General features: G+C 71.6%; 26 protein-coding genes. 13 read left to right on the top strand and 13 right to left on the bottom strand.

From position 1 onward, the window contains the following. Positions 1-5 precede the first annotated feature (5 nt). The 3 genes from ACQPWZ_RS03820 to ACQPWZ_RS03810 form a co-directional block, all read right to left on the bottom strand. On the bottom strand, positions 6-1,268 hold the full coding sequence (locus ACQPWZ_RS03820) for a globin domain-containing protein (RefSeq protein WP_433570626.1): 1,263 nt from the start codon (positions 1,266-1,268) through the stop codon (positions 6-8). Positions 1,269-1,470: 202 nt separating this feature from the next. Beyond that, a complete protein-coding gene (gene nagB / locus ACQPWZ_RS03815; protein WP_340477718.1) occupies positions 1,471-2,253 on the bottom strand; it encodes a glucosamine-6-phosphate deaminase in 783 nt (260 codons plus the stop codon). Positions 2,254-2,406: 153 nt separating this feature from the next. After that, positions 2,407-2,622, bottom strand: coding sequence for a hypothetical protein (locus tag ACQPWZ_RS03810; protein WP_313947907.1), 216 nt, complete (start codon positions 2,620-2,622; stop codon positions 2,407-2,409). Positions 2,623-3,114: 492 nt separating this feature from the next. Here ACQPWZ_RS03810 and ACQPWZ_RS03805 point away from each other — a divergent pair, with 492 nt between their 5' ends. Then, complete coding sequence (locus tag ACQPWZ_RS03805) at positions 3,115-6,381, top strand: ATP-binding protein (protein ID WP_433570625.1); 3,267 nt, start codon at positions 3,115-3,117, stop codon at positions 6,379-6,381. Position 6,382: 1 nt separating this feature from the next. On the opposite strand, the gene ACQPWZ_RS03800 is transcribed toward ACQPWZ_RS03805, so the two are convergent. The 6 genes from ACQPWZ_RS03800 to ACQPWZ_RS03775 all read right to left on the bottom strand — a co-directional run bounded on the left by ACQPWZ_RS03800 (position 6,383) and on the right by ACQPWZ_RS03775 (position 10,896). After that, positions 6,383-7,015 (bottom strand): class F sortase, encoded by a 633-nt coding sequence (locus ACQPWZ_RS03800; RefSeq protein WP_433570624.1) that lies wholly within the window; start codon positions 7,013-7,015, stop codon positions 6,383-6,385. 11 nt (positions 7,016-7,026) lie between these two features. Beyond that, entirely contained in the window at positions 7,027-7,587 is a 561-nt protein-coding gene (locus ACQPWZ_RS03795; protein WP_383246143.1) for a hypothetical protein, read from the bottom strand. A gap of 121 nt (positions 7,588-7,708) precedes the next feature. Continuing rightward, positions 7,709-8,116, bottom strand: coding sequence for a PTS-dependent dihydroxyacetone kinase phosphotransferase subunit DhaM (locus ACQPWZ_RS03790; protein WP_340471697.1), 408 nt, complete (start codon positions 8,114-8,116; stop codon positions 7,709-7,711). Beyond that, entirely contained in the window at positions 8,113-8,718 is a 606-nt protein-coding gene (gene dhaL, locus ACQPWZ_RS03785) for a dihydroxyacetone kinase subunit DhaL (RefSeq protein WP_356702823.1), read from the bottom strand. Before dhaL ends, ACQPWZ_RS03790 begins: the two co-directional genes overlap by 4 nt. A gap of 34 nt (positions 8,719-8,752) precedes the next feature. After that, positions 8,753-9,745: a dihydroxyacetone kinase subunit DhaK gene (gene dhaK / locus ACQPWZ_RS03780; RefSeq protein ID WP_340471695.1), complete on the bottom strand. Its 993-nt coding sequence runs from the start codon at positions 9,743-9,745 to the stop codon at positions 8,753-8,755. Positions 9,746-10,005: 260 nt separating this feature from the next. Beyond that, positions 10,006-10,896, bottom strand: a complete 891-nt coding sequence (locus tag ACQPWZ_RS03775) for an ATP-grasp domain-containing protein (RefSeq protein ID WP_433570623.1) — start codon at positions 10,894-10,896, stop codon at positions 10,006-10,008. A 101-nt stretch (positions 10,897-10,997) separates the two neighbouring features. Between ACQPWZ_RS03775 and ACQPWZ_RS03770 the strand changes: the two genes are divergently transcribed. Beyond that, positions 10,998-11,759, top strand: a complete 762-nt coding sequence (locus tag ACQPWZ_RS03770; RefSeq protein WP_433573762.1) for a class E sortase — start codon at positions 10,998-11,000, stop codon at positions 11,757-11,759. A gap of 37 nt (positions 11,760-11,796) precedes the next feature. Here ACQPWZ_RS03770 and ACQPWZ_RS03765 read toward each other — a convergent pair whose 3' ends face one another. The 4 genes from ACQPWZ_RS03765 to ACQPWZ_RS03750 form a co-directional block, all read right to left on the bottom strand. Beyond that, positions 11,797-12,924 (bottom strand): LCP family protein, encoded by a 1,128-nt coding sequence (locus ACQPWZ_RS03765; RefSeq protein ID WP_433570622.1) that lies wholly within the window; start codon positions 12,922-12,924, stop codon positions 11,797-11,799. Between the two features lie 387 nt (positions 12,925-13,311). Continuing rightward, the gene (locus ACQPWZ_RS03760) at positions 13,312-15,369 is read right to left on the bottom strand and encodes a phosphocholine-specific phospholipase C (protein ID WP_433570621.1); all 2,058 of its coding nucleotides are present in this window, start codon (positions 15,367-15,369) and stop codon (positions 13,312-13,314) included. Between the two features lie 355 nt (positions 15,370-15,724). Then, positions 15,725-16,183, bottom strand: coding sequence for a VOC family protein (locus ACQPWZ_RS03755; RefSeq protein WP_433570620.1), 459 nt, complete (start codon positions 16,181-16,183; stop codon positions 15,725-15,727). Between the two features lie 162 nt (positions 16,184-16,345). Beyond that, positions 16,346-17,350, bottom strand: a complete 1,005-nt coding sequence (locus tag ACQPWZ_RS03750) for a PHP domain-containing protein (protein ID WP_433570619.1) — start codon at positions 17,348-17,350, stop codon at positions 16,346-16,348. Positions 17,351-17,487: 137 nt separating this feature from the next. Here ACQPWZ_RS03750 and ACQPWZ_RS03745 point away from each other — a divergent pair, with 137 nt between their 5' ends. The 11 genes from ACQPWZ_RS03745 to ACQPWZ_RS03695 all read left to right on the top strand — a co-directional run bounded on the left by ACQPWZ_RS03745 (position 17,488) and on the right by ACQPWZ_RS03695 (position 23,206). Beyond that, positions 17,488-17,796, top strand: coding sequence for a gas vesicle protein (locus ACQPWZ_RS03745; protein ID WP_340471687.1), 309 nt, complete (start codon positions 17,488-17,490; stop codon positions 17,794-17,796). Positions 17,797-17,837: 41 nt separating this feature from the next. Continuing rightward, complete coding sequence (locus ACQPWZ_RS03740; RefSeq protein WP_340471686.1) at positions 17,838-18,275, top strand: gas vesicle structural protein GvpA; 438 nt, start codon at positions 17,838-17,840, stop codon at positions 18,273-18,275. Then, positions 18,272-18,988, top strand: a complete 717-nt coding sequence (locus tag ACQPWZ_RS03735; protein ID WP_433570618.1) for a GvpL/GvpF family gas vesicle protein — start codon at positions 18,272-18,274, stop codon at positions 18,986-18,988. The genes ACQPWZ_RS03740 and ACQPWZ_RS03735 overlap by 4 nt, the downstream gene beginning before the upstream one ends. Positions 18,989-18,991: 3 nt before the next feature. Further along, the gene (locus tag ACQPWZ_RS03730; RefSeq protein WP_340471684.1) at positions 18,992-19,234 is read left to right on the top strand and encodes a gas vesicle protein GvpG; all 243 of its coding nucleotides are present in this window, start codon (positions 18,992-18,994) and stop codon (positions 19,232-19,234) included. Further along, complete coding sequence (locus tag ACQPWZ_RS03725; protein WP_433570617.1) at positions 19,234-19,830, top strand: DNA primase; 597 nt, start codon at positions 19,234-19,236, stop codon at positions 19,828-19,830. The genes ACQPWZ_RS03730 and ACQPWZ_RS03725 overlap by 1 nt, the downstream gene beginning before the upstream one ends. Continuing rightward, the gene (locus ACQPWZ_RS03720; RefSeq protein ID WP_433570616.1) at positions 19,823-20,908 is read left to right on the top strand and encodes an SRPBCC family protein; all 1,086 of its coding nucleotides are present in this window, start codon (positions 19,823-19,825) and stop codon (positions 20,906-20,908) included. Before ACQPWZ_RS03725 ends, ACQPWZ_RS03720 begins: the two co-directional genes overlap by 8 nt. Further along, positions 20,905-21,264, top strand: a complete 360-nt coding sequence (locus tag ACQPWZ_RS03715; protein ID WP_340471681.1) for a gas vesicle protein — start codon at positions 20,905-20,907, stop codon at positions 21,262-21,264. Before ACQPWZ_RS03720 ends, ACQPWZ_RS03715 begins: the two co-directional genes overlap by 4 nt. Further along, complete coding sequence (locus ACQPWZ_RS03710; RefSeq protein ID WP_433570615.1) at positions 21,261-22,022, top strand: GvpL/GvpF family gas vesicle protein; 762 nt, start codon at positions 21,261-21,263, stop codon at positions 22,020-22,022. Before ACQPWZ_RS03715 ends, ACQPWZ_RS03710 begins: the two co-directional genes overlap by 4 nt. Continuing rightward, a complete protein-coding gene (locus ACQPWZ_RS03705) occupies positions 22,019-22,222 on the top strand; it encodes a gas vesicle protein (protein ID WP_313947929.1) in 204 nt (67 codons plus the stop codon). The genes ACQPWZ_RS03710 and ACQPWZ_RS03705 overlap by 4 nt, the downstream gene beginning before the upstream one ends. After that, a complete protein-coding gene (locus tag ACQPWZ_RS03700) occupies positions 22,219-22,503 on the top strand; it encodes a gas vesicle protein K (RefSeq protein WP_327685595.1) in 285 nt (94 codons plus the stop codon). The genes ACQPWZ_RS03705 and ACQPWZ_RS03700 overlap by 4 nt, the downstream gene beginning before the upstream one ends. 97 nt (positions 22,504-22,600) lie before the next feature. Continuing rightward, entirely contained in the window at positions 22,601-23,206 is a 606-nt protein-coding gene (locus ACQPWZ_RS03695; protein ID WP_433570614.1) for a flavodoxin family protein, read from the top strand. Position 23,207: the final 1 nt, after the last annotated feature.

The raw sequence follows: 23,207 nt of genomic DNA, 5'->3' as shown, positions 1-23,207 counted from the left end.
GCCGGTCAGTGACCGATCGTGCTCTGTGGCAGGGGGAGCGGGAGATCGAGCGGGCGGGTGCGGGCGTCCGGGTCGATCCAGTTCACCGGCGGCGGGTCGAGAAAGGCTTCCGCGTGGGAGACGTGACCGCGCGCTCTGACCGACGCGGGCAGCGGATCACGGATGAGTGCGCCCTCCGGCAGCCCGCATTCGTGCAGTAACTCCGCGGTCTCGTGCACGAACATCACCGGCCCGCAGAGATAGACCGTCTCGTCGGCCCAGTCCCGGCGTTCCCGCAGATGTGTGTGCAGCCGTTCCGCGGCCCGCATCCGGCCCTCGCCGCGTTCCTGGTACCACCAATAGGCGCTCAGACAGGGGTGCTTGCGCAGGATGTCGTCGAGCGCGGCGCCGTCGTAGAAGTGCGCCTCGCCGCGCGCCACGACGTCGATACGGATACGGGGTGCGGGCCTGCGGGAGAGCAGTGCGTCCAGAACGGACTTGACCGGGGACCAGCCCGTGCCGGCGGCGACGAGGGTGACGGCGCCGGTGTCGGGCGGCGGGGTGAGCGCGGAACCCGAGGCGGCGCCGAGCCGCAGCACCTGGCCCGGCTCGGTCCGGTCGCACAGCACATTGCTGAGCTGTCCGTCCGGCACGCGGCCTACATGGAATTCGAGCACATGGCTGTCGCCCGGGCGTCCCGCGAGCGAGTAGGGCCGCCACACACCCGGCAGCTCCGGGTGTTCGATCGTCGCGTACTGGCCGGGGAGCCAGGGGTAGGGCTCGGACACGGAAGCGTGCACGACGGCCGTGTGATCGCCGTGGAGCCGGTGCGACAAGACGGTCGCCTCCCACCAGGCCGGCTCGCCGGTGACTGAGGACCGGCGCGCCCCGCCGGTCATGGCGCCGGCGGCGTAGTCGTAGACCCGTTGCCAGGACGCCTCGGTGCGACGGTCCCACGAACCCGGGCTGTGGTGGCCTATCGCGGCGACGAGGCTCTCGCCGACCGCCCGGTAGTCCTCGTCCAGAATCCCGAACTTGCGGTGGTCGCGGCCCAGGAGCTCCAGATGTGCGGGGAGTCCCGGGTGCCCGAGGTGCTCCACGACATGGACGAGGGCGGTGAACAGCCGGTCGTACTGGTCGTCCATGGCGGTTGGGAACAGCGGGCGCAGCTCGGGATGGTGGGTGAACAAATGTGCGTAGAAGTACCGGACCACATGAGCGGCCCGGCGTCGGACCCGCTCCAGACTGGCTCTGACCACATGAATGTCGTCATATATGTCGTCGTCCATGGAATTCCCCCGGGGCTGCACGTACGTGCGTCAGTTGAACGCGCGTCAAGTGCCGAGCCAGCGCACCGTATCAACTGGGGGGCGGATAAGGGCCGTTCGGAGCGGAATATGTTCTGAACAGGACAATATTGTGAGCGGTTCGGACAGGGCGGCCGTCTGCCGTTCGGATCGGCCCGGCGTGATCCGAACGACGGGACAGCCCTTAGAGCCCCTGCCAGGCGGGCTTGGCGGCGTAGGTCGCGCGGAAGTAGTCGCCGAGCTTCAGCCGGGACGCCGCCGCCTCGTCGACCACCACCGTGGCGTGCGGATGCAGTTGCAGGGCGGAGGCCGGGACCAGCGCGGACAGCGGGCCCTCGACGGCGAGCGCCACGGCGTCTGCCTTGGCCTCGCCGGTGGCCAGCAGGACCAGATGGCGGGCTTCCAGGATGGTGCCGATGCCCTGGGTGATCACGTGGTGCGGGACCTCGTCGAGACCGCTGAAGAACCGGGCGTTGTCCTGGCGGGTCTGCTGCGTGAGCGTCTTGATCCGGGTGCGCGAGGCGAGCGAGGAGCACGGCTCGTTGAAGCCGATGTGCCCGTCCGTGCCGATGCCGAGGAGCTGGAGATCGACTCCGCCCGCCTCGGCGAGCGCCCGGTCGTAGTCGGCGCAGGCGGCGGCGACATCCTCGGCGGTGCCGTCGGGGCCCATGAACGCCTCGTCGGTCAGTCCGAGCGGTTCGACGACCTCGCGCAGAACCACCGACCGGTACGACTCGGGGTGGCCGTACGGCAGGCCCACGTACTCGTCGAGCTGGCAGATCCGGGCCCGGGAGGTGTCCACCTCCCCGGCGCGCACCTTGGCGGCGAGGGCTTCGTAGACCGGCAGCGGGGTCGACCCCGTGGCGACCCCGAGCAGGGCGTCGGGCTTGCGTCGCAGCAGGTCGGCCATGGCTTCGGCGATGAGATCGCCGCCCGCGGCGGAATCCGGAACGATGACAACTTCCACGAAGATCCCTGTCTCTGAAGACATCACTGGTGTAGACCAATCTACCCGGTGAGCGGGGGTGCTGTCGCGCGAAGTCCTGCGGTACCTCCGGGGAACGCGGGATGGCCGGTCCGGAACACTCGTGGGCACGGCCGCGGATGTCCCGCCGTGCGGTCAGAACAGCGGCAGCTGGCCGGGGAAGGCGGGCACCACGGAGCCGTCGAGCGACGGTTGCACCGCCGGGTCGTACGGCGCCTGCCGCAGCGAGCCGGGGCAGGAGACCAACTCGGCGGCGGTGCGCGAGGCGGCGGGGTCGTGGCGGGCGAAACGGCCGCCGACGACGGCGATCTCGCGGCGGCAGACCGGGCACAGCCGGCGGGGAGCGGACATGCGTCCAGTCTGCCAGCACGGTCGGAGGAGGGGCGTTGCCGGACGCGCGCGACGTGCGGGTGGCTGCACGGGGGGACGCCCGCGCGGCCTGCCGGTGCCCGGCCCCGGACGCCCGCGAGCTGCCGGTGCCCGGCCCCGGACGCGCTGCCCGTTCCCGTACCCGGACGCCCGGCCCGCCGGTGCGGCGTATCCGGCCCGCCCGCTCTCCCATCCCCGCGCACCCGGCCCGCCCGCTCCCTCTTCCCCGCGCACCCGGCCCGCCCGCTCTCCCATCCCCGCGCACCCGGCCCGCCCGCTCCCTCTTCCCCGCGCACCCGGCCCGCCCGCTCTCCCATCCCCGCGCACCCGGCCCGCCCGCTCCCTCTTCCCCGCGCACCCGGCCCGCCCGCTCCCCCTTCCCCGCGCACCCGGCCCGCCCGCTCCCCTCCGCCGCGCGCCTCGCACCCGGCAGGCCATGGACCGACCGCACCGATCAACGGGGACAATGGGCCCGTGACCCACCGCTACCACGTGCTCGGCCCCACGCAGGTGCTGCGCCCGGACGGCACCGAGGCCCGGCTCGGCGGGGCGCGGCTCCGGGCGCTGCTCACCGCGCTCGCGGCCGGCGGCGGGCGTGCCGTCTCCCCGGCCGAGCTGAGCGCACAGCTGTGGGAGGACGACGAACAGCGGCCCGCCGACGCGCCGGCCGCCCTTCAGGCGCTGGTGGGACGGCTGCGCCGGACGCTGGGCGCCCCATCCGTGGATCTTCTCCCCGGCGGATACCGGCTCGCCGCCGTCCGGGACGACATCGACCTCTTCCGCTTCGAGCGGCTGGCCGCGCAGGGTGCGGCGGCGCTCGACGCCGGTCACGCCGAGGAGGCGGCCGCCGTGCTGGACGAGGCGCTCGCCCTGTGGCGCGGTCCGGCCCTCGCCGATCTGCCGGGCCGGGAGTCCGATCCGCTCGCGGTGCGGGCGGAACGTCGGCGGACGGAAGCGCGCCGCGCCAGGATCGCCGCCGACATCGCGCTCGGCCGCGCGGCAGCCGTTCTCCCCGAGCTCGCCGCGCTCGCCGCCGAGTCCCCGCTCGACGAGCCCCTCCAGGTGCTGCACATCCGAGCCCTCGCCGCGACGGGCCGCACGGCGCAGGCCCTTCAGGAGTACGAGGGCGTACGGGTGCGCATCGCGAAGCAGCTGGGCGCCGATCCGGGCCCCGAACTGCGCACTCTGCACAGCCGGTTGCTGTCCGGGGACGCCCGGCCGTCCCCGCCCGCGGCCACAGCCCGCCGGGGAAATCTCCCCGCCGGGCTCACCTCCTTCGTGGGCCGCACGAACGAACTCGCCGAACTGGCCGGGGCGTTGGAGGCCCGGCGACTGGTGACACTGACCGGCCCCGGCGGCGCGGGCAAGACCCGGCTCGCCCTGGAGGCCGCCCGCGCCGCCGCCGCGACCTGGCCCGACGGCGTGTGGGTGGCCGCGCTGGCCAGTGCGGGTGACGAGAGCACCGTCGCCGAAGCCGTGCTGACCGCACTCGGCGCCCGCGAGACCCAGGTCCGCGGGCCGTCCGCCGCCGAGAGTGTCGTCCGCGACCCGCTCACGCATCTGATCGAGCACTGCGCACGGCGGCGGATGCTGCTCGTCCTGGACAACTGTGAGCATGTGATCGGCGCCGCCGCCCGGCTGGCCGAAGCACTCCTCACCGGCTGCCCCGGCGTACGCGTCCTGGCCACCAGCCGCGAGCCGCTCGGCCTACCCGGAGAGACCGTGCAGGGCGTCGGGCCGCTGCCGCAGGACGTCGCTCTCGTCCTCCTCGGCGACCGCGGCGCGGCCGTGCGCGCGGGTTTCCGTACGGACGAGGACCCGGCGGCCTGCGCCGAGATCTGCCGACGGCTCGACGGCCTTCCACTTGCCCTCGAACTGGCCGCCGCCCGGCTGCGCGCCCTGACGCCGCGGCAGATCGCCGACCGGCTCGACGACCGGTTCCGCCTGCTCACCGGCGGAGGCCGCACGGTGCTGCCCCGTCAGCAGACGCTGCGTGCGGTTGTCGACTGGTCGTGGGACCTGCTGGACGCTCAGGAACGGACCGTACTGCGCAGGCTCGCCGTCTTCTCCGGTGGCTGCGCGCTGCCCCAGGCCGAGGAGGTGTGCGGTCCGTCCGCCCTCGACGGGCTGGCCGGCCTTGTCGACAAGTCGCTGGTGGTCGCCGTCCCGGACGGACCGGACGGGATGCGCTACCGACTGCTCGAGACCGTCGCCGAGTACGCGGGGGAGCGGCTCACCGAGGCCGGCGAACGCAGCGCCGTGGAACGGCGCCATCTGCGCACCTACCGGGAGCTGGCCCGCGCCGGCGAGCCGGAGCTGAGAGGTCCGGGGCAGGCCGACTGGCTGGACCGGTTCGAGGCCGAGCACGACAACGTACGCGCCGCCCTTCGCACCGCGGTGCGGCTGCACGACGAGCAGGAAGCGCTCTGCCTGGCGCTGTCGATGAGCTGGTTCTGGCAGCAGCGCGCCCACCAGGCCGACGCCCGCGCCTGGTCGGCCGCCGTGGCGGAGCTCGGACCCGACCCGTTCCGGGCACCGGTCCGGGCGGCGGAGCCCATGCCCGCACGCTGCACGGACCTCGCCCCGCCCTGGCCCGATGAGGTCCTGTGGGAGGCCCGGCGCGGCCTACGGCTGATGGTGATCGCGAGCGACGACCGGATCGGCACGGCCATGGACGATCCGGCGACCCAGGAGTATCTGCGCGCAGTGGTCGCCGCGTACCGGCCCGGCCTGCCGCAGCTGTGCCGCCAGCCGGCCACGATGTGGTTCTTCGCGCGTCTGATGACCGGTGAGTTCGCTGGGCTCGCCGAGACCTTCGACGCCATCGTCGCCGGAAGCGACGGGCAGGCCGAGGGCTGGGATCTGGCCCTTCTGCTGCTGATGCGGGCCAAGGTGATCGGACAGAACCCCGCCGACCCGGCACGGCCGGCCACGGACGCCGACCGCGCGCTGGCACTCTTCCGGCGGTCAGGGGACCAGTGGGGCATCGCCGAGTCGCTGTCGGCGCGGGGCGAGGAGTACGACAGACGGGGGAGGTACGAGGAGGCCGCCGCGGACTTCGAGGCGGCCATGCGCAGTTCCGCCCGTGTCGGGGCCGGCGCCCAGGTCCTCGTGCTCCGGTCCCGGCTCGCGGGCCTGGCGCTGAAGACCGCGGGGAACGACGAGGAGCGCGCCGACGCCGAGCGGCAGCTCCTCGAGGTGATCGACCGCTCCGAGGGCTTCACCGGGGAGGTGCTCAGCACCGCCCGTATGGCGCTGACCCGGTACTACGGCGCGATCGGCCGCACCGGACCCGCACGCGGTCAGCTGGAGGGGATGGAGCGGGAGCTGTCCGCCTCCGCGCCCGCGCTGTTCCGCGGCCTGCTCGTCGGTATGCACGGCTGGCTGGCCTGCGTCGACGGCGCGTACGCGCAGGCCAGGGACCGGATCAGGGACGCGGTGGGGCTACTGGACACCATGGCGCATCTCGTGGCCCCGCACCTGGTCGCCGATCAGTTCCTGTGCGCGGCCTGGGCGATGGCCCACCTCGACGCGGCCGAGGACGGAGCGCGGCTGCTCGGCGCCTACGACAGCACCGGCCGGCAGCCCGGCGGGTTCGGCTTCCAGCCCTTCGACGACCAGCACGAAGTGCGCCGGCTTGCCGAGAGCGACCTCAGAAGGGTGCTCGGCGACGAGCGCTACACACGGGCCCACCGCGCGGGCCGCGGACTGTCCGGGCAGGAGGCCTGCGTGCTGATCTGAGTCAGCGCACGTCGACGAGGCGGGCGAAGGCGACCACGTTGGCGTCGTAACCCGTCTTCGCGGAGTAGCCGCCACCGCAGGTGATCAGGCGGAGTTCCGGGTCCGGCCCGTCCCGGTAGACGCGGTCGGCGGGGAAGTCCTTCTTGGCGTACATCTCGACGCCGTAGACGGAGAAGACCGCGGTGCGTCCGTCCTCGCGGGCGACCTCGATCCGGTTGCCCGGCTCCAGCGAGCCGAGCAGATAGAACACCGCGGGGCCGGTGGCGTTGTCGACATGACCCACCATCACGGAGGTGCCGCGCTCGCCGGGGGAGGCGGCGCCCATGTACCAGCCGGTCAGGTTGTTGTCCGTCAGCGGCGGTGTCGCCACCCAGCCGTCGTCGTCGAGCCCGACACGGGTCACCGGGGCGTCGAGCCGCAGGGAGGACACGCTGATCCGCCTCGGCGGCGAGTGCGGCAGGGGACCGGGCGCGGGCGGCAGCGGTCCTGCGGCCCGGTGCGGGGCGGCGGCAGCGGCGACGGGGCGGGGTGGCCCCTCGGCGGTCTCCGTCGACCCGTTGCGCAGGAAGAACAGGCCGAGCAGCAGCACACACACGAGGGTGAACCACGAACTGCGCCGGGCGGTCGCGTGCACGGATGCGCCGCTCAGACGCCGTCCCCGGCACGCCGGCGCAGCATGACGACGCCGCCGCCGAGCGCACCCGCGACCAGCAGGGAACCCAGGGCGATCTGCGTCGGGCTGAGGCCGGAGAGACTGCCGCCCGACCCGGCCTGCACACCGCCGCCGGGCTTCGTCAGCCCGCTCGGGGCGTGCGTGGGACCGGTGTGCGTCCCGGCGGAGGGAGTCGTGTGGGGGACCCCGGCGGCGCCGACGCTGAGCGTCGTCGTGCCCTTCTCACCCTCGCAGTCGAAGGTGACGTCGTACTCGGCACCCGGCTTGGCGTCCTCGAAGACGGTCGCCGTGGCGGGCAGACCCTCGGAGAGCGTCACGGTGTCGAAGACACCCGACGAGGCGGTGACGGTGGGCGATTCGCACTCCGTGGCGTTGAGCGTCACGGTGCCGCCGGGCTCGACGTCCTCGGGGCTGACGGTGAAGCCGAACGAGGAGACGGTGCCCTCGTCCTCGGCGAGAGCGGCCGGGGCGCCGAGGGCCAGCGCGGCGGCGGTGCCGGCGAGGGCCAGGGACGCGACACGTAGGGCACGCATGGTCAGGTCTCCGTTGGTAGGAAATGCACCACAACGAGACCGACGCTAGGAGCGCCGTCCGGCCCCTGCCACTCCTGGGGGGCCGAACGGCCCCCACGCCCCCGGGCGTGGGGGCCGCGGCTCACACCTTCCGGTAGCCGTACGCCTCCGAGGCCGCGGCCTCCACCGCGTCCAGGTCGCCCCCCGCCGACGCGGTGACCACCGCGGCCACCGCCCCCTCGAGGAACGGCGCGTCGATCAGCCGCGTGGCGTCCGGGAGTTCGTCGCCCTCGGCGAGCAGGGCCTTCACCGTCAGGACGGCGCTGCCCAGATCGACGAGTACGGCCACCCCGGCGCCCTCGTCGACCGAGGCCGCCGCCTCGGCGATCAGTTCGGAGCTGGTGCCGAGACCGCCGTCGGGCGTGCCGCCGGCCGGAGCGACGGGCGCGGCCCGGCCGCCCGCCAGACCGGTGGCCAGGGCGGCGACGGCCGCCGCCACCTCCTTGCTGTGCGAGACGAGGACGACCCCGACCGTGCCCCCCTCGCTCATGCCGCCACCTCCGCGAGGGCCGCCAGCAGGAGCGCCGACGAGGTCGCCCCCGGATCCTGGTGCCCGATGCTGCGCTCACCCAGATAGCTGGCCCTGCCCTTGCGGGCCTGCAGGGGCACCGTGGCCAGGGCGCCCTCCCGCGCGGCGTCGCGGGCCGCGGCGAAGGACGCGGTCGTGTCGCCGAGCGCCGCGACCGCCGGTTCGAGCGCGTCCAGCATCGTCTTGTCGCCGGCCTTGGCACCACCGAGCTGCGCCACGGCTGCGACGCCTGCCCGCAGCGCCTCGGCCAGCTGTGCCGGAGTCACCTCGGCGTCATCGCCGAGGGCTTTGCCGGTGCGCCGCAGCAGCGTCCCGTACAGCGGCCCGGACGCGCCGCCCACGGTGGAGATCAACTGCCGCCCGGCCAGGGTCAGTACGGCTCCGGGCGTCTGCGGCGCGTCCTTGTTCAGCGTCGCGGTCACCGCCGTGAAACCGCGCTGGAGGTTGCTGCCGTGGTCGGCGTCGCCGATCGCCGAGTCCAGCTCCGTGAGATGCGCCGCCTCGCGGTCGACCAGTACCGCGACCGCGGTCAGCCAGCGGTGGAAGAAGTCGGCGTCGAGCACATGTACTCCCTGAGGTGAGTCGGTCCCGGTCGGTTCAACGGCCCCAGCGGAGCGCGGGGGTCTCCACCGGTGCGTCCCACAGCCGCAGCATGTCCTCGTCGACCTGGCACAGCGTCACCGAGCAGCCCGCCATGTCGAGCGAGGTCACGTAGTTCCCGACGAGCGTACGGGCGACGGACACACCGCGCTCCGCCAGCACGCGCTGGACCTCGGCGTTGAAGCCGTACAGCTCCAGCAGAGGCGTGCTGCCCATGCCGTTGACGAGCACCAGCACCGGACCCGTCGGCGGCCGGTCCACGAGAACGGCGTCGACGGCGAAGTCGGCGATCTCCCGCGAGGTCATCATCGGGCGCCGCTCACGGCCCGGCTCGCCGTGGATGCCGATGCCCAGTTCCAGCTCGCCCGAGGGGAGATCGAAGGTCGGGGAGCCCTTGGCGGGGGTGGTGACCGCGGTGAGCGCGACACCGAAGCTGCGGGAGTTCTCGTTGACCTGCCGGGCGATCGACTCCACCCGCTCCAGCGGCATCCCCGCCTCGGCGGCCGCCCCGGCGATCTTCTCGACGAAGAGGGTCGCGCCGGTACCGCGCCGGCCCGCCGTGAACAGGCTGTCGATCACCGCCACATCGTCGTTGACCAGGACCTTCGCCACCTGCACGCCTTCGTCCTCGGCAAGCTCGGCGGCCATGTCGAAGTTGAGCACGTCCCCGGTGTAGTTCTTCACGATGAACAGCACGCCCTGGCCGCTGTCGACCGCGGCTGCGGCGCGCGCCATCTGGTCCGGGACCGGGCTGGTGAAGACCTCCCCGGGACACGCTGCGGAGAGCATGCCGGGCCCGACGAATCCGCCGTGCAGCGGCTCGTGGCCGGACCCGCCTCCGGAGATCAGACCGACCTTTCCGGCGACCGGCGCGTCCCGCCGTACGATCACCCGGTTCTCGACGTCCACGCTCAGCTCGGGGTGCGCTGCCGCCATCCCGCGGAGGGCGTCCTCGACCACGGTCTCCGGGACATTGATGAGCATCCTCATGGGTTCCTCCTGATGACGCGGACGGCTGGGACTCTGTACAGAAACCCAGCACTGTCGGGCCCCGCCGTCAAGCGCGGGAACCTTCGCGGCGTGCCCGGCGATCCCGGTCATGGGTCCCGTCACACATACCCAGGATCGCGGCGGCGCGGGCGTTCGTCCAAGGGAAGGACCGCGGCGCGGCTCGCCGATCGGTCCGAGGCCCCGCGCGCTGCCCCCGGCGCGGAGCCCGGACTCACCTGTCTCCGCCCCTGTACGGCGCCTCAGTCGCCGCGCGCCTCGTCCACCAGCAAGCCCGCGAGCGCCGTGTCCGCCACGTCCTGGTGGACATCGCTCACCTGGCCCTCCCCCACCTCCACCACCCGCCAGACCCCGTCCGTGCGCAGGGCGAGGTCGGTGGTGACGAAACGGCAGCCGAGACGCCGCACCGCGGCCCGCACATGCCCCAGCTCGGGCTCCGGAGCATGCGGGGAGACGCTGTCGGGGTGCGCCGTCACCAGGCGGGGTTCGCCGTCCAGCCACCACACCCGCGCCTCGGTCGCGGTGGACCGGGGCGCCACGAACGACTCGTACGCGCGCAGGACGAGCCCTCCGGCCAGATCGTCGCCCTGGAGATCCATGAAGCGCCGCACGACCTGCGCCAGCCGGGCGGTGTCGGCGAGGTCGGGGACGAAGCACGCCTCGTCCCACTCGTGCTTGCGGGACTTCACGTAGTCCTTCACGATCCCCGGCCCGCCGGGCAGTTTCCCGGCAGCCGCGGCAAGGTCCTCCTGCGCCGGGACGCGGCCAGGCGTGGACGGGAGCCACACGCTCTCGGGGGTGATCCCGGAGAACGCGGCGTACCAGCCCGGCAGCTCATGGGCGGACCGGTACTGCCCGGGCGCGACGACCAGGCTGCCGCCTCGCAGGCGTAGGGCTTCCGCCAGTGACTCGTACCGGTCGGACGGCATCATCCAGCCCCGGTACCAGGCCGCGGCCGGCCCACGCGGGACTCTGGCGACCGCCTGTTCCATGTCGCCGCCGATCAGCGCGTCGTGGTCGATCAGCGCCACCTCGCCGCCGCGCTCACGGACCGCGCGCGCCTCCGCCGCGAAGTGCTCGTCCACGCGGCGGGGTGCGAGGACATCGCTGCAGTACAGGACCGCTCTTGCCATGGCGGCCACCCTATGGGGAACGCCTGATCGAGTCCGGGCGTTTTATGCTCGAAGTGGCGGCCACGCCGTGGCCGGCCCTCTACCGGATCCCCGGGAAGTTCATGCACCTGTCCCGAGCAGTCCCCGCAGCCCTCGCCGGCGCACTCGTCGTGGTGATCGCCGGCTGTTCGACGGGCGCCGCCGACACCTCCGACGCGCTGCGGACCGCGACCACCACGGCTCCCGCGGCCGCTGCCGCGTCCGAGCCCCCTGCGCCCGCCCCGGGCGCGGCGAAGGAGCCGGTGAAAGCGCCGGCGACGAGCTCTGCGTCGGCGGAGCCCGCCGACCGGACCACCCCGCGGACCGAGACCGCCCTGCTGTCCATCCCGGCGATCGGACTCGAGGACCTCCGTGTCGTGCCCTACGAAGGCACGACCGACGACTGGCCGGGCACCCGCATCCAGAACCGTGGCGTAGGCGCCAGCCCGTACGGCGAGAACGGCGGCGTCGGCCCCGGCGACATCGGAAACTACCTGGTCACCGCCCACCGGCTGTCCTCGGGCGGACCTCTGCGGGACCTTCCCTCGCTCAAGAACGGCGACTCGGTGATCGTCGAGGAGGACGGTCTCGTCTACGAGTACGAGATCACCGGCACCCGGCAGACGTCCTTCCGCTCGGACAGCTCCCTCGCCGCGCAGCGTGCCCCCGTTCCGGGGAAGCCGGGCGAGAAGCCCACACAGGCGATGATCACGGTCTCGACCTGTGCCACCCCCGAGGACGACGCCGCCGGCAACTTCTGGCGCGACGACCGGCACAACCCCGAGCACCGCATCGACAAGATCGGTGTGCTGAAGAAGGCACCCTCCCCGGCCGCGGGCAACTGACCCGGCAGCAAGCGGTCGGCTCAGGCCATCGCCGTCGTCAGCCGGCCGGCTTCACGGCCTTCGGCGCGCACCGCAGTTCGTTCCCGTGGACCGGTGCGCCCTCCACGCTGCTGCGGTCGTGGACGACCTTGATCACGGTCGACGCCCTGGCGCCGACCCGCACATCGAAGATCGGGCCCTGGCCGGGAAGGGCACGGAGCCGGGCTCCCGGGATCGCGGCGGCGAGCGAGGCCGCGTAGCGCTCCCGGTGAGGGTCGTACGTGATCACGGTCGGACCCGGCGGCCGCGGCCTTGCCGGTGCATTTTCGATGACGAAGCCGCTGGCCCGCAGAGCCCTCGCCACGGCGGGATCGTCGACCCGAGCGTGGATCGAGTCCGGTGCCATCTCGACGGGCGTGTCCGTACTGGGCCGGATGTGCGTGTCACCGACGATGGACCGGTCCTCGCGCAGTGCCGCCCACAGGGCCGCCGACCGGGGCTCGTCCCACAGCAGCGTCGAGCCCCATGCGGGCACCGGGTGGTCGAAGTCCGCGATCGGCACGGTCGCGAACTCCGTCTGCTCGGCCGTCAGCCGCCCGAGCGCGACTCCGAGATGCATCAGATCGTCGAGCCCGGTGTGCGCGTCGGTGCGGACCGCCTTCGTCAGCTCCAAGGCGGTGAGCACCGAGGACGCCGGGTTCGCGAAGGCCCCCTCGCCGCGCAGCCGGGTCACCATCTCGATCAGCAGACGCTGCTGGCGGCGTACCCGGCCGAGGTCGCCCGGCGGTGTGACGTGCCGGGCGCGGGCGTAGCGCAGAGCCCGGTTGCCGTCCACATGGTGGGTGCCCCTCGGGAGTCTCAGCCCGGAGCCGGTGTCCACCAGGGTCTTGTCCGTGCACACCGTGGCGCCGCCCAGCCGGTCCACGGTGTCGGCGAAGCCGGTGAAGTCGGTCTCCAGATAGTGGTCGATCCGCAGCCCGGTCGCCTTCTCCACCGTCCGTACGGCCAGGTCGCCGCCACCGTGCTGGAAGGCGCCGTTGATCTTCCCGGAGTGGCGGGGATGGTCGTGGTCGGCGAACTCGACGTACGAGTCGCGGGGGACGGACACCACGGTCGCCCGCCGCTCGTCCTCGGCGAGATGGACCACCATCATCACGTCCGTGCAGTTGCACTCCTTGCCGCCCACATGGAGGCGTTTGCGGTCCTCGGGGGAGATGCCGGTACGGCGGTCCAGCCCGACGACAAGGATGTTGGTGCCGTTGGCCTTGTCGCCGATGTCCCGGGGGATGGGGCGCCTTCGGCCGCAAGGAGGGAGCCACCCGACGCCAGGGCGGCGATCAGAACAGCCGTGACAGCGAAACTGCGCATGGATGACTCCTCCGGCACCGGGTCTCGGGTGGACCGATGAAAGGAAGAAATCATGAAGGTGGTGCAAAAGGTGCGTCGGCACGCCAGGAGCCGCCTGCCGGGCGCCGCGCAGGGGGCCGTCCGCCGTAACGGAGAACGGCCCCCTGCCCGGTGAAGAGCGGCCCCGAGCGGAAGAGCTCCGCGCAGAGGGGCCTGTGACAGCGGCTCAGGCGGTGAGGATCGCCGGGTCGCTGACGCCGGGGCTGCCGTTCTCGACATGACCGGCGAAGCGCCGCAGGAAGCCCGCGTCCTTGTCGGACACCACGCTCAGGTCGTACCAGCGCTTACCGGCCTTGAGGTCCACGACATGCACGACGCGTCCGCCGGCTCCCACGGTGAACGTCTGCTTCTTGCCGTCGTAGGCGTTCGTGACCGTCAGCCGGCAGGTCGTGCTGCCCGCGTTCGTCAGGGTGAGTTCGACGGAACCGGTACCCGCCACATGGCGGGCCGTCACCTCGGGGCCGGCCGTCGTGCCCGGCCCCTTGAAGCCGCGCACAAAGCCGTTCGGGCCGTACACGGTGAGGTCGTACGCGCCCTTGGAGTAGGAGGTGTTCCAGGTGTCGGAGACCTTCTGGCCCGCGGCCGTGGTGTACGTCCACGGCCCGTCGGTCCGGTTGCCGGCCGCCACCAGGAAGAAGGCACCCGCCGTCGCTCCACCGCTGAACGTCAGCGTGAAACGCCCGGTGGACGGCGTCGAGGCGCCGTCGACCAGCGGTGCGTACGGCAGCGGACGCGCCGGCCTCGACCCCTTCTCCTGCCGGGGCAGCACGGCCGTGGCGGGCGGCTTCGGCACATAGTCCGGGTGCCGGTCGTTGTCCGGCGGTTCGTAGGCGTCGGTGTCCGGGAGCCCGGCGGGATCGGTGTTGCGCAGGCCGAAGTCGAAGGCCGAGGTGAGGTCGCCGCAGATCGCGCGCCGCCACGGCGAGATGTTCGGCTCGGCCACGCCGAAGCGTGCCTCCATGAAACGGAGGATCGACGTGTGGTCGAACGTCTCCGAGCAGACGAACCCGCCCGTGCTCCACGGGGACACGACGAGCATCGGAACGCGCTGGCCGAGGCCGTAGGGACCGGCGGCGTAGCTGCCGTTGCCGGCGAACCGGTCGAGTGCGGTGTCCACCGTCGAGCGCCCCTGCGCGGCGGAGGCCGGCGGATAGGGCGGGGTCACATGGTCGAAGTACCCGTCGTTCTCGTCGTACGTGATGAACAGCGCGGTCCTGCTCCACACCTCCGGGTTGGAGGTGAGCGCGTCCAGGATCTGTGCGATGTACCAGGCGCCGTAGTTCGCGGGCCAGTTGGGGTGTTCGGTGAAGGCCTCGGGAGCGGCGATCCAGGAGATCTGCGGCAGCTTCCCGGCCTTGACGTCGGCCTTGAGGTGATCGAAGTAGCCGTCGCCGTTCTTGACGTCCGTTCCGGTACGGGCCTTGTCGAAGAGCGGGTCGCCGGGCTTGGCGTTGCGGTACTTGTTGAAGTAGAGCAGCGAGTTGTCGCCGTAGTTCCCGCGGTACGCGTCCTCGATCCAGCCCCAGGAACCGCCGGCGTCGAGGCCGTTGCCGATGTCCTGGTAGATCTTCCAGGAGACACCGGCCCGTTCGAGACGCTCGGGGTAGGTCGTCCAGTCGTAGCCGAGTTCGTCGTTGCCGAGGACCGGGCCGCCGCCCTTGCCGTCGTTGCCCGTGTGACCCGACCACATGTAGTAGCGGTTGGGGTCGGTGGCACCGATGAACGAGCAGTGGTAGGCGTCGCACACGGTGAAGGCGTCGGCCAGTGCGTAGTGGAACGGGATGTCCTGGCGGGTCAGATAGGCCATCGTCCCCGCGGACTTGGCGGGGATCCACTGGTCGTACTTGCCGTTGTTCCAGGCCTTGTGGCCGCCCGCCCAGTCGTGGTTGAGACCCGCGATGAACTGCATGCCGAGGTCTTCGGCGTCCGGGTGGTAGGGGAGCACGTCCTTCGTGCCGTTCGACTGGTGCCACACCGACTTGCCCGGGCCGGTGGTCACCGGACGGGGGTCGCCGAATCCCCGCACTCCCTTCAGCGCGCCGAAGTAGTGGTCGAAGGAACGGTTCTCCTGCATCAGGACGACGATGTGCTCGACGTCCTTGATGGTGCCGGAGCGGCGCCCGGCCGGGATGGCCGCCGCGCGGTCGATGCTGCTCGACAGTGCGGAGAAGCCCGCGGTCGCGCCGGCGATCTGGAGAAAACGGCGCCGATTGAGTTCAGGCATGAAGATGGGCCCTCTTGGAGTAGGGGGAAGGGTCTGGCGGAGTGTCCAAGAGGAGCGAAGGGAAGGGAAGGGACGCGGCGGTGTCAGGGGTGTGAAGGACCGCGGTACGGGCCGCGAACAGCCGTCCTGAGCCGCTGGTCAGGGAGGTGGGGGAGCGCGTCGCGGGGCCGGTCGCCCGGTCCGTTCGGGCCCGCGCGCGGCCTCCACGTGTGGGCGCGCAGGCGGGCGGTCCCACAGGCGCGGCGCGGGCAACGACAACGGGCCGACCGTCACACGGTCGGTCCGTCGCGCGGGACGTCGGGACGGTGGACCGGATGGTGCCGGCTCTGCCCGACCCCGTTCAGTACTTCGTCGGTCACGTGGCGGTGCCCCGTTCGGCCTCGACGATCGCCGTCAGCTCGTCCTTGCGCGTCTGGCGCGTACTGCGGCGCGGCTGCGGCGAGACGGCCAGCGAGAACGAATGACCGGCCGGGTCGGAGTAGATACGGACATCGCGCGGACCGCTGTTGTCCTTCGTGTCCACCGGCCTCGCCCCGAGACTCACGGCTTCACGCTCCGCCTCGTCCATGTCGCCGCGCTCCACGAGGATGCGCAGATGGGCCTGTTGGGAGTCCTCGGGCCGCGGCCAGCTCGGGGGTGCGTAGCCGAAGTCGCGGTGGATGGCCATGTGGACACCGTCGTGACCGACGATCTCCACGAAGTCGGGATCGGTCCCGACGTGAACCTCTGCGCCGAACAGGCCGGCGTAGAACTCCGCCAGTTCCATCGGTTCGGCGCAGTCCAGTACGAGCACGCTTGTCTTGTGGACTGTCATGCGCCTCGCGTACCCGCGGTCGTCGCGGACACACGGCGCGTGCACCGGACGGTCATTCCTTCGGCAGCCGGTTCTCGGCCCGGAGCATCCGGCTCTGCTGCTCCGGCACAGCGGTCAGCCCGATGATGTCGTTCCTGGCTCACACTCTGCGCGAGACAGACCCTAAGCCACCGTGTCGAGCAGATCCGCCGCACTCAGGGTGTTGATGACACGCTCCGCCGGAACGCCCGCGCGCTCCGCCCGGTCGCAGCCGAGGATCTGCCAGTCCAGCTGGCCCGGCGCGTGCGCGTCCGTGTCGATGGCGAACCGCACACCTGCCTCGACCGCGGTCCGCAGCAGACGCATCGGCGGATCCAGCCTCTCCGGCCTGCTGTTGATCTCCACGGCCGTATCGTGCGCGGCGCAGGCCTCGAAGACCGCGGTCTCGTCGAACCGGGACTCCGGCCGGCCCCGGCCGGTGACCAGCCGGCCCGTGCAGTGGCCGAGGACGTCGACCAGCGGATTCTGTACCGCCCTGATCATGCGCGGGGTCATCTTCGCGGGCTCCATCCGCAGTTCCGAGTGGACGGAGGCCACCACGAGATCGAGCCTGTCCAGCAACTCGTCCTCCTGGTCGAGCGAGCCGTCCAGCAGGATGTCGCACTCGATGCCCGTGAGAAGCCGGAAGGGCGCCCACTGCCGGTTCAGCTCGGCCACCACCTCCAGCTGCTCGCGCAGCCGCTCGGCGGACAGCCCCCGCGCCACCGTCAGCCGGGGCGAGTGGTCGGTGAGCACCACCCACTCGTGCCCCAGCGCGATCGCCGCCCGGCCCATCTCCTCGATGGAGCTGCCGCCGTCCGACCAGTCCGAGTGCACATGGCAGTCTCCGCGCAGCAGGGCCCGCAGCTCGCCGCCGCCGTCCGCGAGGGGCGCGGACGCCTCCTCCTCCAGGCGCTCCAGATAGGACGGCACCCCACCGGCGAGGGCCTCCCGGACGACCTTCGCGGTCTTCGGGCCGATGCCCTTGACCGCTTCCAGAGTCCCCGCCTCGGCCCGTTCGGTGATCTCTTTCCGCGGCATCGTCGCGAGGGCCGCCGCCGCGTTGCGGAAGGCACGGACCCGGTAGGTCTCCGCGAGCGAGCGCTCCAGCAGAAAAGCCACTCTGTCCAGCGCCTCCACCGGATCCATCACTGCTCCTTCCTGTGCGGCCGTCGTTGCCTCCACTCTCGCCCGCACCAGCGGTGACGGCATGCCGAAAGAACGCGACCGGTGCTTGTCCAGGGTTTGGACGGGCGCAGACGTGCAACACGCAGTCGGGAGGAGCCATGGCGAATTCAGCAGAGAACACAGACAACAAGAGCCGGAGCGAGGCTTCCAGGCCGGGCCCGATGGATGTGCTGCGCCAGGCATGCGCACAGCTGACGGAGCTCACCGGCCGGGAAGCCGAATCGGTCTCGTCGTTCGAGCGGACGGAGGACGGCTGGAAGCTGGAGGTGGAGGTGCTCGAAATGGAGCGCGTGCCCACCACGACCAGCCTTCTGGCCACCTACCAGGTGACGCTCGACGAACAGGGCGAGCTGAGCGGATACCGGCGCATACGCCGATACGAGCGCGGCAGGGCCGACCCCAAGTAGGCGGCCGCCGTGCATCACTTCATTGAGGAGGGCTGACGGCAATGACCGTTGTGCCGGCACAGCAGCAGCAGGGACGTGGCGGTGGCTCGAGTGGCCTCTACGACGTCCTGGAACTCATTCTCGACCGGGGGCTCGTCATCGACGCGTTCGTGAGGGTCTCCCTCGTCGGTATCGAGATTCTGAAGATCGACATACGTGTCGTGGTGGCCAGCGTGGACACGTATCTGCGCTTCGCCGAGGCGTGCAACCGCCTCGACCTGGAGTCCGGACCGCACAAGGACCCGGGTCTGCCCGAGCTGGTCGGCGAGATGACCGAGTCGGGTGCCCGCGGCAAGACCAAGGGCGCGCTCTCGGGTGCCGCACAGACGATCTCGGACTCCTTCCAGCAGGCACGTGACGAGGGCCAGACCGAGTCCAAGCCGCGCACGTCCCGTACCCGCCGCCCGGCGGCACGCAAGAAGGAGGAGGAGACGGAGTGAGTACCTATGTCTACGGCATAGCCAGGAGCTCGCACCCGAGCCTCCCGGACAAGGCGGACGGCATCGGTGACCCGCCGCGGCCCGTACGGGTCATCCGCCAGGGGCAGCTCGCCGCGCTGGTCAGCGACGCCCCCGACAACCTGAGGCCCAAGCGGCGCGATCTGCTGGCGCACCAGAACGTGCTGCGCCAGGCCGGTGAGGCCGGCTCCGTCCTCCCCTTGCGGTTCGGCGGAGTGTCACCCGACGACGAGACGCTCGCCGCCGTCCTCGCCGAGCGCGAGGAGCACTATCTGGAGCGCCTGGGCGCACTCGACGGCAAGGTCGAGTACAACGTGAAGGCCTCGCACGACGAGGAGTCCGTGCTGCACCGGGTACTCGCCGACGACGCCGAGCTGCGCTCCCTGGCCGAGGCGAACCGGGCCGCGGGCGGCGGCTCCCACGAGCAGAAGATCCAGCTCGGCGAGCGCATCGCGGCGGCCGTGCAGCATCGCGAGGCCCGCGACGGCGATCTGGTGCGGGCGACGCTGGAAGGCGTCTGTGAGGAGGCGAGCGCCGGGCCGCAGAGCGTCGGCTGGCTCGCGAACCTCTCCTTCCTGGTGAACCGCGAGCGCAGCGCCGACTTCGTGAACGCGGTCGACGCGCTCCGTGTGGATCAGCCGCACCTCGTCCTGACGGTCACCGGACCGCTTCCTCCCTACAGCTTCGTGGAGTGAGTCATGGGCCTCATCTCCGAACTGCTGCTCCTGCCCGCCGCCCCGGTGCGCGGCACCTTCTGGGTGCTGCAGCAGGTGGTGGACGAGGCCGAGCGGCAGTACTACGACCCTTCGGCCATTCAGAGCGAACTCGCCCGGCTGTCGGACCAACTGGACGCGGGCGAGATCGACGAAGCCGAATTCGACCGCCGGGAGGACGAGCTCCTCGACCGGCTCGAGACGATGCAGAACAGAGAGCAGGGATGATGAACAACAGGCTGGTTCTTGGCCTCGCGATGGGGGCGGGGTACGTGCTCGGGCGTACGAAGAAGGCGAAACTGGCGTTTGCCGTCGGCACGCTGGTGGCGGGCAAGCGACTCCAGCTGAGCCCCAAGGCCATCGGGGAGTTCGTCACTCATCAGCTGCAGAACAACCCGCAGTTCAAGGAGTTGGGCGATCAGCTGAGGCAGGACCTCGGCGGCGTGGGCAAGGCCGCGACCGGCGCGCTCGTCAACCGGCAGCTCGAAGGGTTCGCCGACCGGCTGCACGGCCGCACCCTGGGCGTCCAGGACCGGCTCCAGGGCGTCGTCCCCGGTCCCCGGGACGAGGACGAGGGACACGCAGAGGACGCAGAGGACGCAGAGGCGCGGGACAGCGCCGATGACGAGGACGGCGGCGACGAGGAAGAACGCCGCGAGCGCCGGGAGCCGCAGAAGAAGGCGGCCCCGCAGAAGAAGACCGCCGCACGACGGACGACGGCCAAGAAGACGGCCGCGCCCGCGCGGCGCGCCACGAAGAAGACGGCGTCCAAGACGACCGCCGCGAAGCGGGCCGCCTCGAAGGGAGGCCGGGACCGTGGCTGAGAAGACGTCGCCGCTGAGCGGGGACAACCCCGCTGTCCAGCGGGTGAAGGAAGAACTGCAGAGCTTCCTGGCGGCGCAGGCACAGCATGCGCTCATGTCCGCCGGCCGGAAGCTCGGCCAGAGCACCAACAAGCTCAACGACATCGCGGAAGGCAGAAGCCCCGGCTTCGCCAAGCTCGCGCTGGAAGGCGGCCGCAAGGCGATGGAGGGCAAGGGCCCGGTCCGCAGCGCGGTCGAGCTCGGCGCCTCCCACCTCAAGGACAAGGTCACTGGCGTGTTCAAGAACCTCGGCGGCAAGGGCAAGTCCAAGAGCGGCGGCGGCAACAAGCCGATCGTCATCATCGAGTCCATCGACGTCGGCGTATCCGTCCGTGACGCGTACGACCAGTGGACCCGTTACCAGGACTTCTCCACCTTCGCCAAGGGCGTCAAGAGCGCGACGGTGGCCGACGACACCTCGTCCGACTGGCAGCTGAAGGTGTTCTGGTCCAGCCGCAGCTGGAAGGCCCGGACGACCGAACAGGTGCCGGACAGCCGCATCCAGTGGACGTCCGAGGGCGCCAAGGGCAGCACCAAGGGCGTCGTCACCTTCCACTCGCTCGGCGAGAACCTGACCCGGGTGCTGCTGGTCATGGAGTACTACCCCAAGGGTCTCTTCGAGAAGACCGGCAACATCTGGCGCGCCCAGGGCCGCCGGGCCCGGCTCGACCTCAAGAACTTCGCCCGCCACATATCGATGCGCGGCGAGGCCGAGGACGGCTGGCGCGGTGAGATCCGGGACGGCGAGGTCGTCGTCAGCCACGACGACGCCGTCGCCGAGGAGCAGGAGCAGGAGGAGCAGGACCAGCGCGACGAGGCCGAGGGCGACGAGCCCGAGGAGGAGTACGCGGACGAGGACCTTCCGGAGGAGGAGGAAGAGGAGCCGGAAGAGGAGTACGTCTACGAGGGCGAGGACGAGGAGCCCGTGGACGAGGAGGAGCCGGCCGAGGAGGACGGGCTCCGCGAGGAAGAAGAGGAAGACGTCGAAGAGGACGCGGTGCGTGAACCGGCCGGGTCCGGAGGCCGTGGACGCCGATGACCACTGCAAGCAGGCTCCCTGATCCCTACGGCTCCGGCGGAGGCGCGAACCTCGCCGACATCCTCGAGCGCGTGCTCGACAAGGGGATCGTCATCGCCGGTGACATCCGTATCAATCTGCTCGACATCGAGCTGCTCACCATCAAGCTGCGGCTGATCGTCGCCTCCGTCGACAAGGCGAAGGAGATGGGCATCAACTGGTGGGAGGACGATCCCGGACTGTCCACCGGTGCCCGCCGCAACGAACTGGCCGCCGAGAACGAGCGGCTCCAGCGCCGTATCGCCGAGCTGGAAGAGGCGGCGCATCCGGCGGTGGACAGCGCCGAGACGAAGAAGGAGCGTAGGGAATCCGCATGAACGAACTGCGCTATGTGTACGCCGTGTCCCGGCCCTTCCAGGCCGCGCTCCCCAAGGACCTCCTGGGGGTGGCCGGGGCCCCGGTGTACGCGCTCGGCCACGGCGACCTCGTCGCCGTGGTGTCGGCGGTGTCGCCCGACGACTTCGACGAGGCTCCGCTCAAGGCGCATCTGGAGAACCTGGACTGGCTGAGCGACACCGCCCGGGCACACGAGTCCGTGGTCGCGGCCCTCGCCTCGGTCACCAGCCCGCTGCCGCTCCGGCTCGCGACCGTGTGCCGGGACGACGACGGGGTGCGGCGCCTGCTGGACTCCGGGCACGCCCGGTTCCTGCGCACCCTCGAGCGGCTCGACGGCCGGGTGGAGTGGGGCGTCAAGGTCTACGCCGAGGCGCCCGCGCAGTCGCCGGACTCGGCCGGGCCGGCCCCCGCGACCGGCCGCGACTATCTGCGCCGCCGGCTGCAGGAGCGCCGGACGAGCGAGCGGTCGTGGGAGTCGGCGGACGTGGTGTCGCGCCGGCTGCACGAGGAACTGGCCCGCCACGCGGAGGCGGTACGGCTGCACCGGCCGCAGCAGGCCCAGCTCTCCCAGGCGGCGGGCCACAACGTGCTCAACGCCGCCTACCTCGTACCGCGTGAGGAGAGTGCCGCCTTCGTCGAGACGGTGAACCGTCTGAAGCCCGAGGAGCCGGGGCTGAGCGCGGAGCTGACGGGTCCCTGGGTGCCGTACTCCTTCGCCGGCGACGAGGACGAGCAGTGACCGCCGGTGACGGGTCGCCCCTCGCGCAGCGTCAGGTCGCCCTGGTCGACCTGCTGGACAGGCTGCTCGCCGGCGGTGTCGTGATCAGCGGCGACATCACGCTGAGGATCGCGGACGTCGACCTCGTCCGCATCGATCTCAAGGCCCTCATCAGCTCGGTCACCGAGCAGGTGCGGTCGCCCTGGGAGGGAGCACCATGAGCGAAGAATCGCGGAAACTCGATCTCGACGCCGACACCGTCGAACGCGACCTGGCGAAACTCGTCCTGACCGTGGTGGAACTCCTCCGCCAGCTCATGGAGCGCCAGGCACTGCGCCGGGTCGACCAGGGAGACCTGAGCGAGGAGCAGGAGGAGCGGATCGGCCTGACGCTGATGCTCCTGGAGGACCGGATGGGCGTGCTGCGGGACGAGTTCGGGCTCAAGCCCAGCGACCTGAACATCGACCTCGGCCCGCTCGGCCCCCTGCTGCCCAGGTCGTGACCGCCGCCCGCCGCTCGGGTTCAAAGAGCCCCCGGCACCGTTCGCTCCGGAACCGATTCACCCGTCCGGACGCCCTTTCGCGGGGAAGGAAGGCTGCATGAAGGCACTCGTCGTCAACTGCACCCTCAAGCAGTCGCCCGACCCCTCCAACACGCATGCCCTCGCGGAGGTCGTCGGTCACCGCCTCATCGAGCTGGGGTGCGACGTCGAGTACGTCCGGGCGGTCGACCTGGACATCAGGCCCGGGGTCGTCTCGGACGCGGGGGACGGGGACGAGTGGCCCGCGGTGCACCGGAAGCTGCTCGGCGCACAGATCCTGATCCTGGCGTCGCCGACCTGGGTCGGCAGGCCCTCGTCCGTGGCGCAGCGCGTCCTGGAGCGGATGAGCGCGCTGATGTCCGAGCAGGACCACGAGGGGCGGCCGGTCGCCTACAACCGCGTCGCGGGCGTGGTGGTCACGGGCAGCGAGGACGGCGCGCACCATGTCATCAGCGAGATCACGGGCGCGCTCGGCGACATCGGCTACACGATCCCGGGTCAGTCCTGGACGTACTGGCATCTCGGCCCCGGACCGGGACCCGACTATCTCGACGACGAACGCGGGCACGAGTGGGCCCACCGGACCGGACGCACGATGGCGGCCAATCTGTACCGGACCGCCTACGCGCTGATCGCCCACCCGCTCGACGTACCCGAGCAGTAGA

Source organism: Streptomyces sp. CA-251247, from assembly GCF_050952975.1.
In the GTDB taxonomy this organism is placed as follows: Bacteria; Actinomycetota; Actinomycetes; order Streptomycetales; family Streptomycetaceae; genus Streptomyces; species Streptomyces achmelvichensis.
Note: the sequence above shows the minus strand (reverse complement) of the source record. Positions and strands in the feature narration are given on the sequence as shown.

Coding starts and splice junctions, on each gene's coding strand:
- ACQPWZ_RS03820 (WP_433570626.1), bottom strand. CDS start 1,268: ATGGACGACGACATATATGACGACATTCATGTGGTCAGAGCCAGTCTG.
- ACQPWZ_RS03810 (WP_313947907.1), bottom strand. CDS start 2,622: ATGTCCGCTCCCCGCCGGCTGTGCCCGGTCTGCCGCCGCGAGATCGCC.
- ACQPWZ_RS03795 (WP_383246143.1), bottom strand. CDS start 7,587: ATGCGTGCCCTACGTGTCGCGTCCCTGGCCCTCGCCGGCACCGCCGCC.
- ACQPWZ_RS03790 (WP_340471697.1), bottom strand. CDS start 8,116: ATGAGCGAGGGGGGCACGGTCGGGGTCGTCCTCGTCTCGCACAGCAAG.
- dhaK (WP_340471695.1), bottom strand. CDS start 9,745: ATGAGGATGCTCATCAATGTCCCGGAGACCGTGGTCGAGGACGCCCTC.
- ACQPWZ_RS03775 (WP_433570623.1), bottom strand. CDS start 10,896: ATGGCAAGAGCGGTCCTGTACTGCAGCGATGTCCTCGCACCCCGCCGC.
- ACQPWZ_RS03770 (WP_433573762.1), top strand. CDS start 10,998: ATGCACCTGTCCCGAGCAGTCCCCGCAGCCCTCGCCGGCGCACTCGTC.
- ACQPWZ_RS03760 (WP_433570621.1), bottom strand. CDS start 15,369: ATGCCTGAACTCAATCGGCGCCGTTTTCTCCAGATCGCCGGCGCGACC.
- ACQPWZ_RS03755 (WP_433570620.1), bottom strand. CDS start 16,183: ATGACAGTCCACAAGACAAGCGTGCTCGTACTGGACTGCGCCGAACCG.
- ACQPWZ_RS03750 (WP_433570619.1), bottom strand. CDS start 17,350: ATGGATCCGGTGGAGGCGCTGGACAGAGTGGCTTTTCTGCTGGAGCGC.
- ACQPWZ_RS03745 (WP_340471687.1), top strand. CDS start 17,488: ATGGCGAATTCAGCAGAGAACACAGACAACAAGAGCCGGAGCGAGGCT.
- ACQPWZ_RS03740 (WP_340471686.1), top strand. CDS start 17,838: ATGACCGTTGTGCCGGCACAGCAGCAGCAGGGACGTGGCGGTGGCTCG.
- ACQPWZ_RS03730 (WP_340471684.1), top strand. CDS start 18,992: ATGGGCCTCATCTCCGAACTGCTGCTCCTGCCCGCCGCCCCGGTGCGC.
- ACQPWZ_RS03725 (WP_433570617.1), top strand. CDS start 19,234: ATGAACAACAGGCTGGTTCTTGGCCTCGCGATGGGGGCGGGGTACGTG.
- ACQPWZ_RS03715 (WP_340471681.1), top strand. CDS start 20,905: ATGACCACTGCAAGCAGGCTCCCTGATCCCTACGGCTCCGGCGGAGGC.
- ACQPWZ_RS03710 (WP_433570615.1), top strand. CDS start 21,261: ATGAACGAACTGCGCTATGTGTACGCCGTGTCCCGGCCCTTCCAGGCC.
- ACQPWZ_RS03700 (WP_327685595.1), top strand. CDS start 22,219: ATGAGCGAAGAATCGCGGAAACTCGATCTCGACGCCGACACCGTCGAA.
- ACQPWZ_RS03695 (WP_433570614.1), top strand. CDS start 22,601: ATGAAGGCACTCGTCGTCAACTGCACCCTCAAGCAGTCGCCCGACCCC.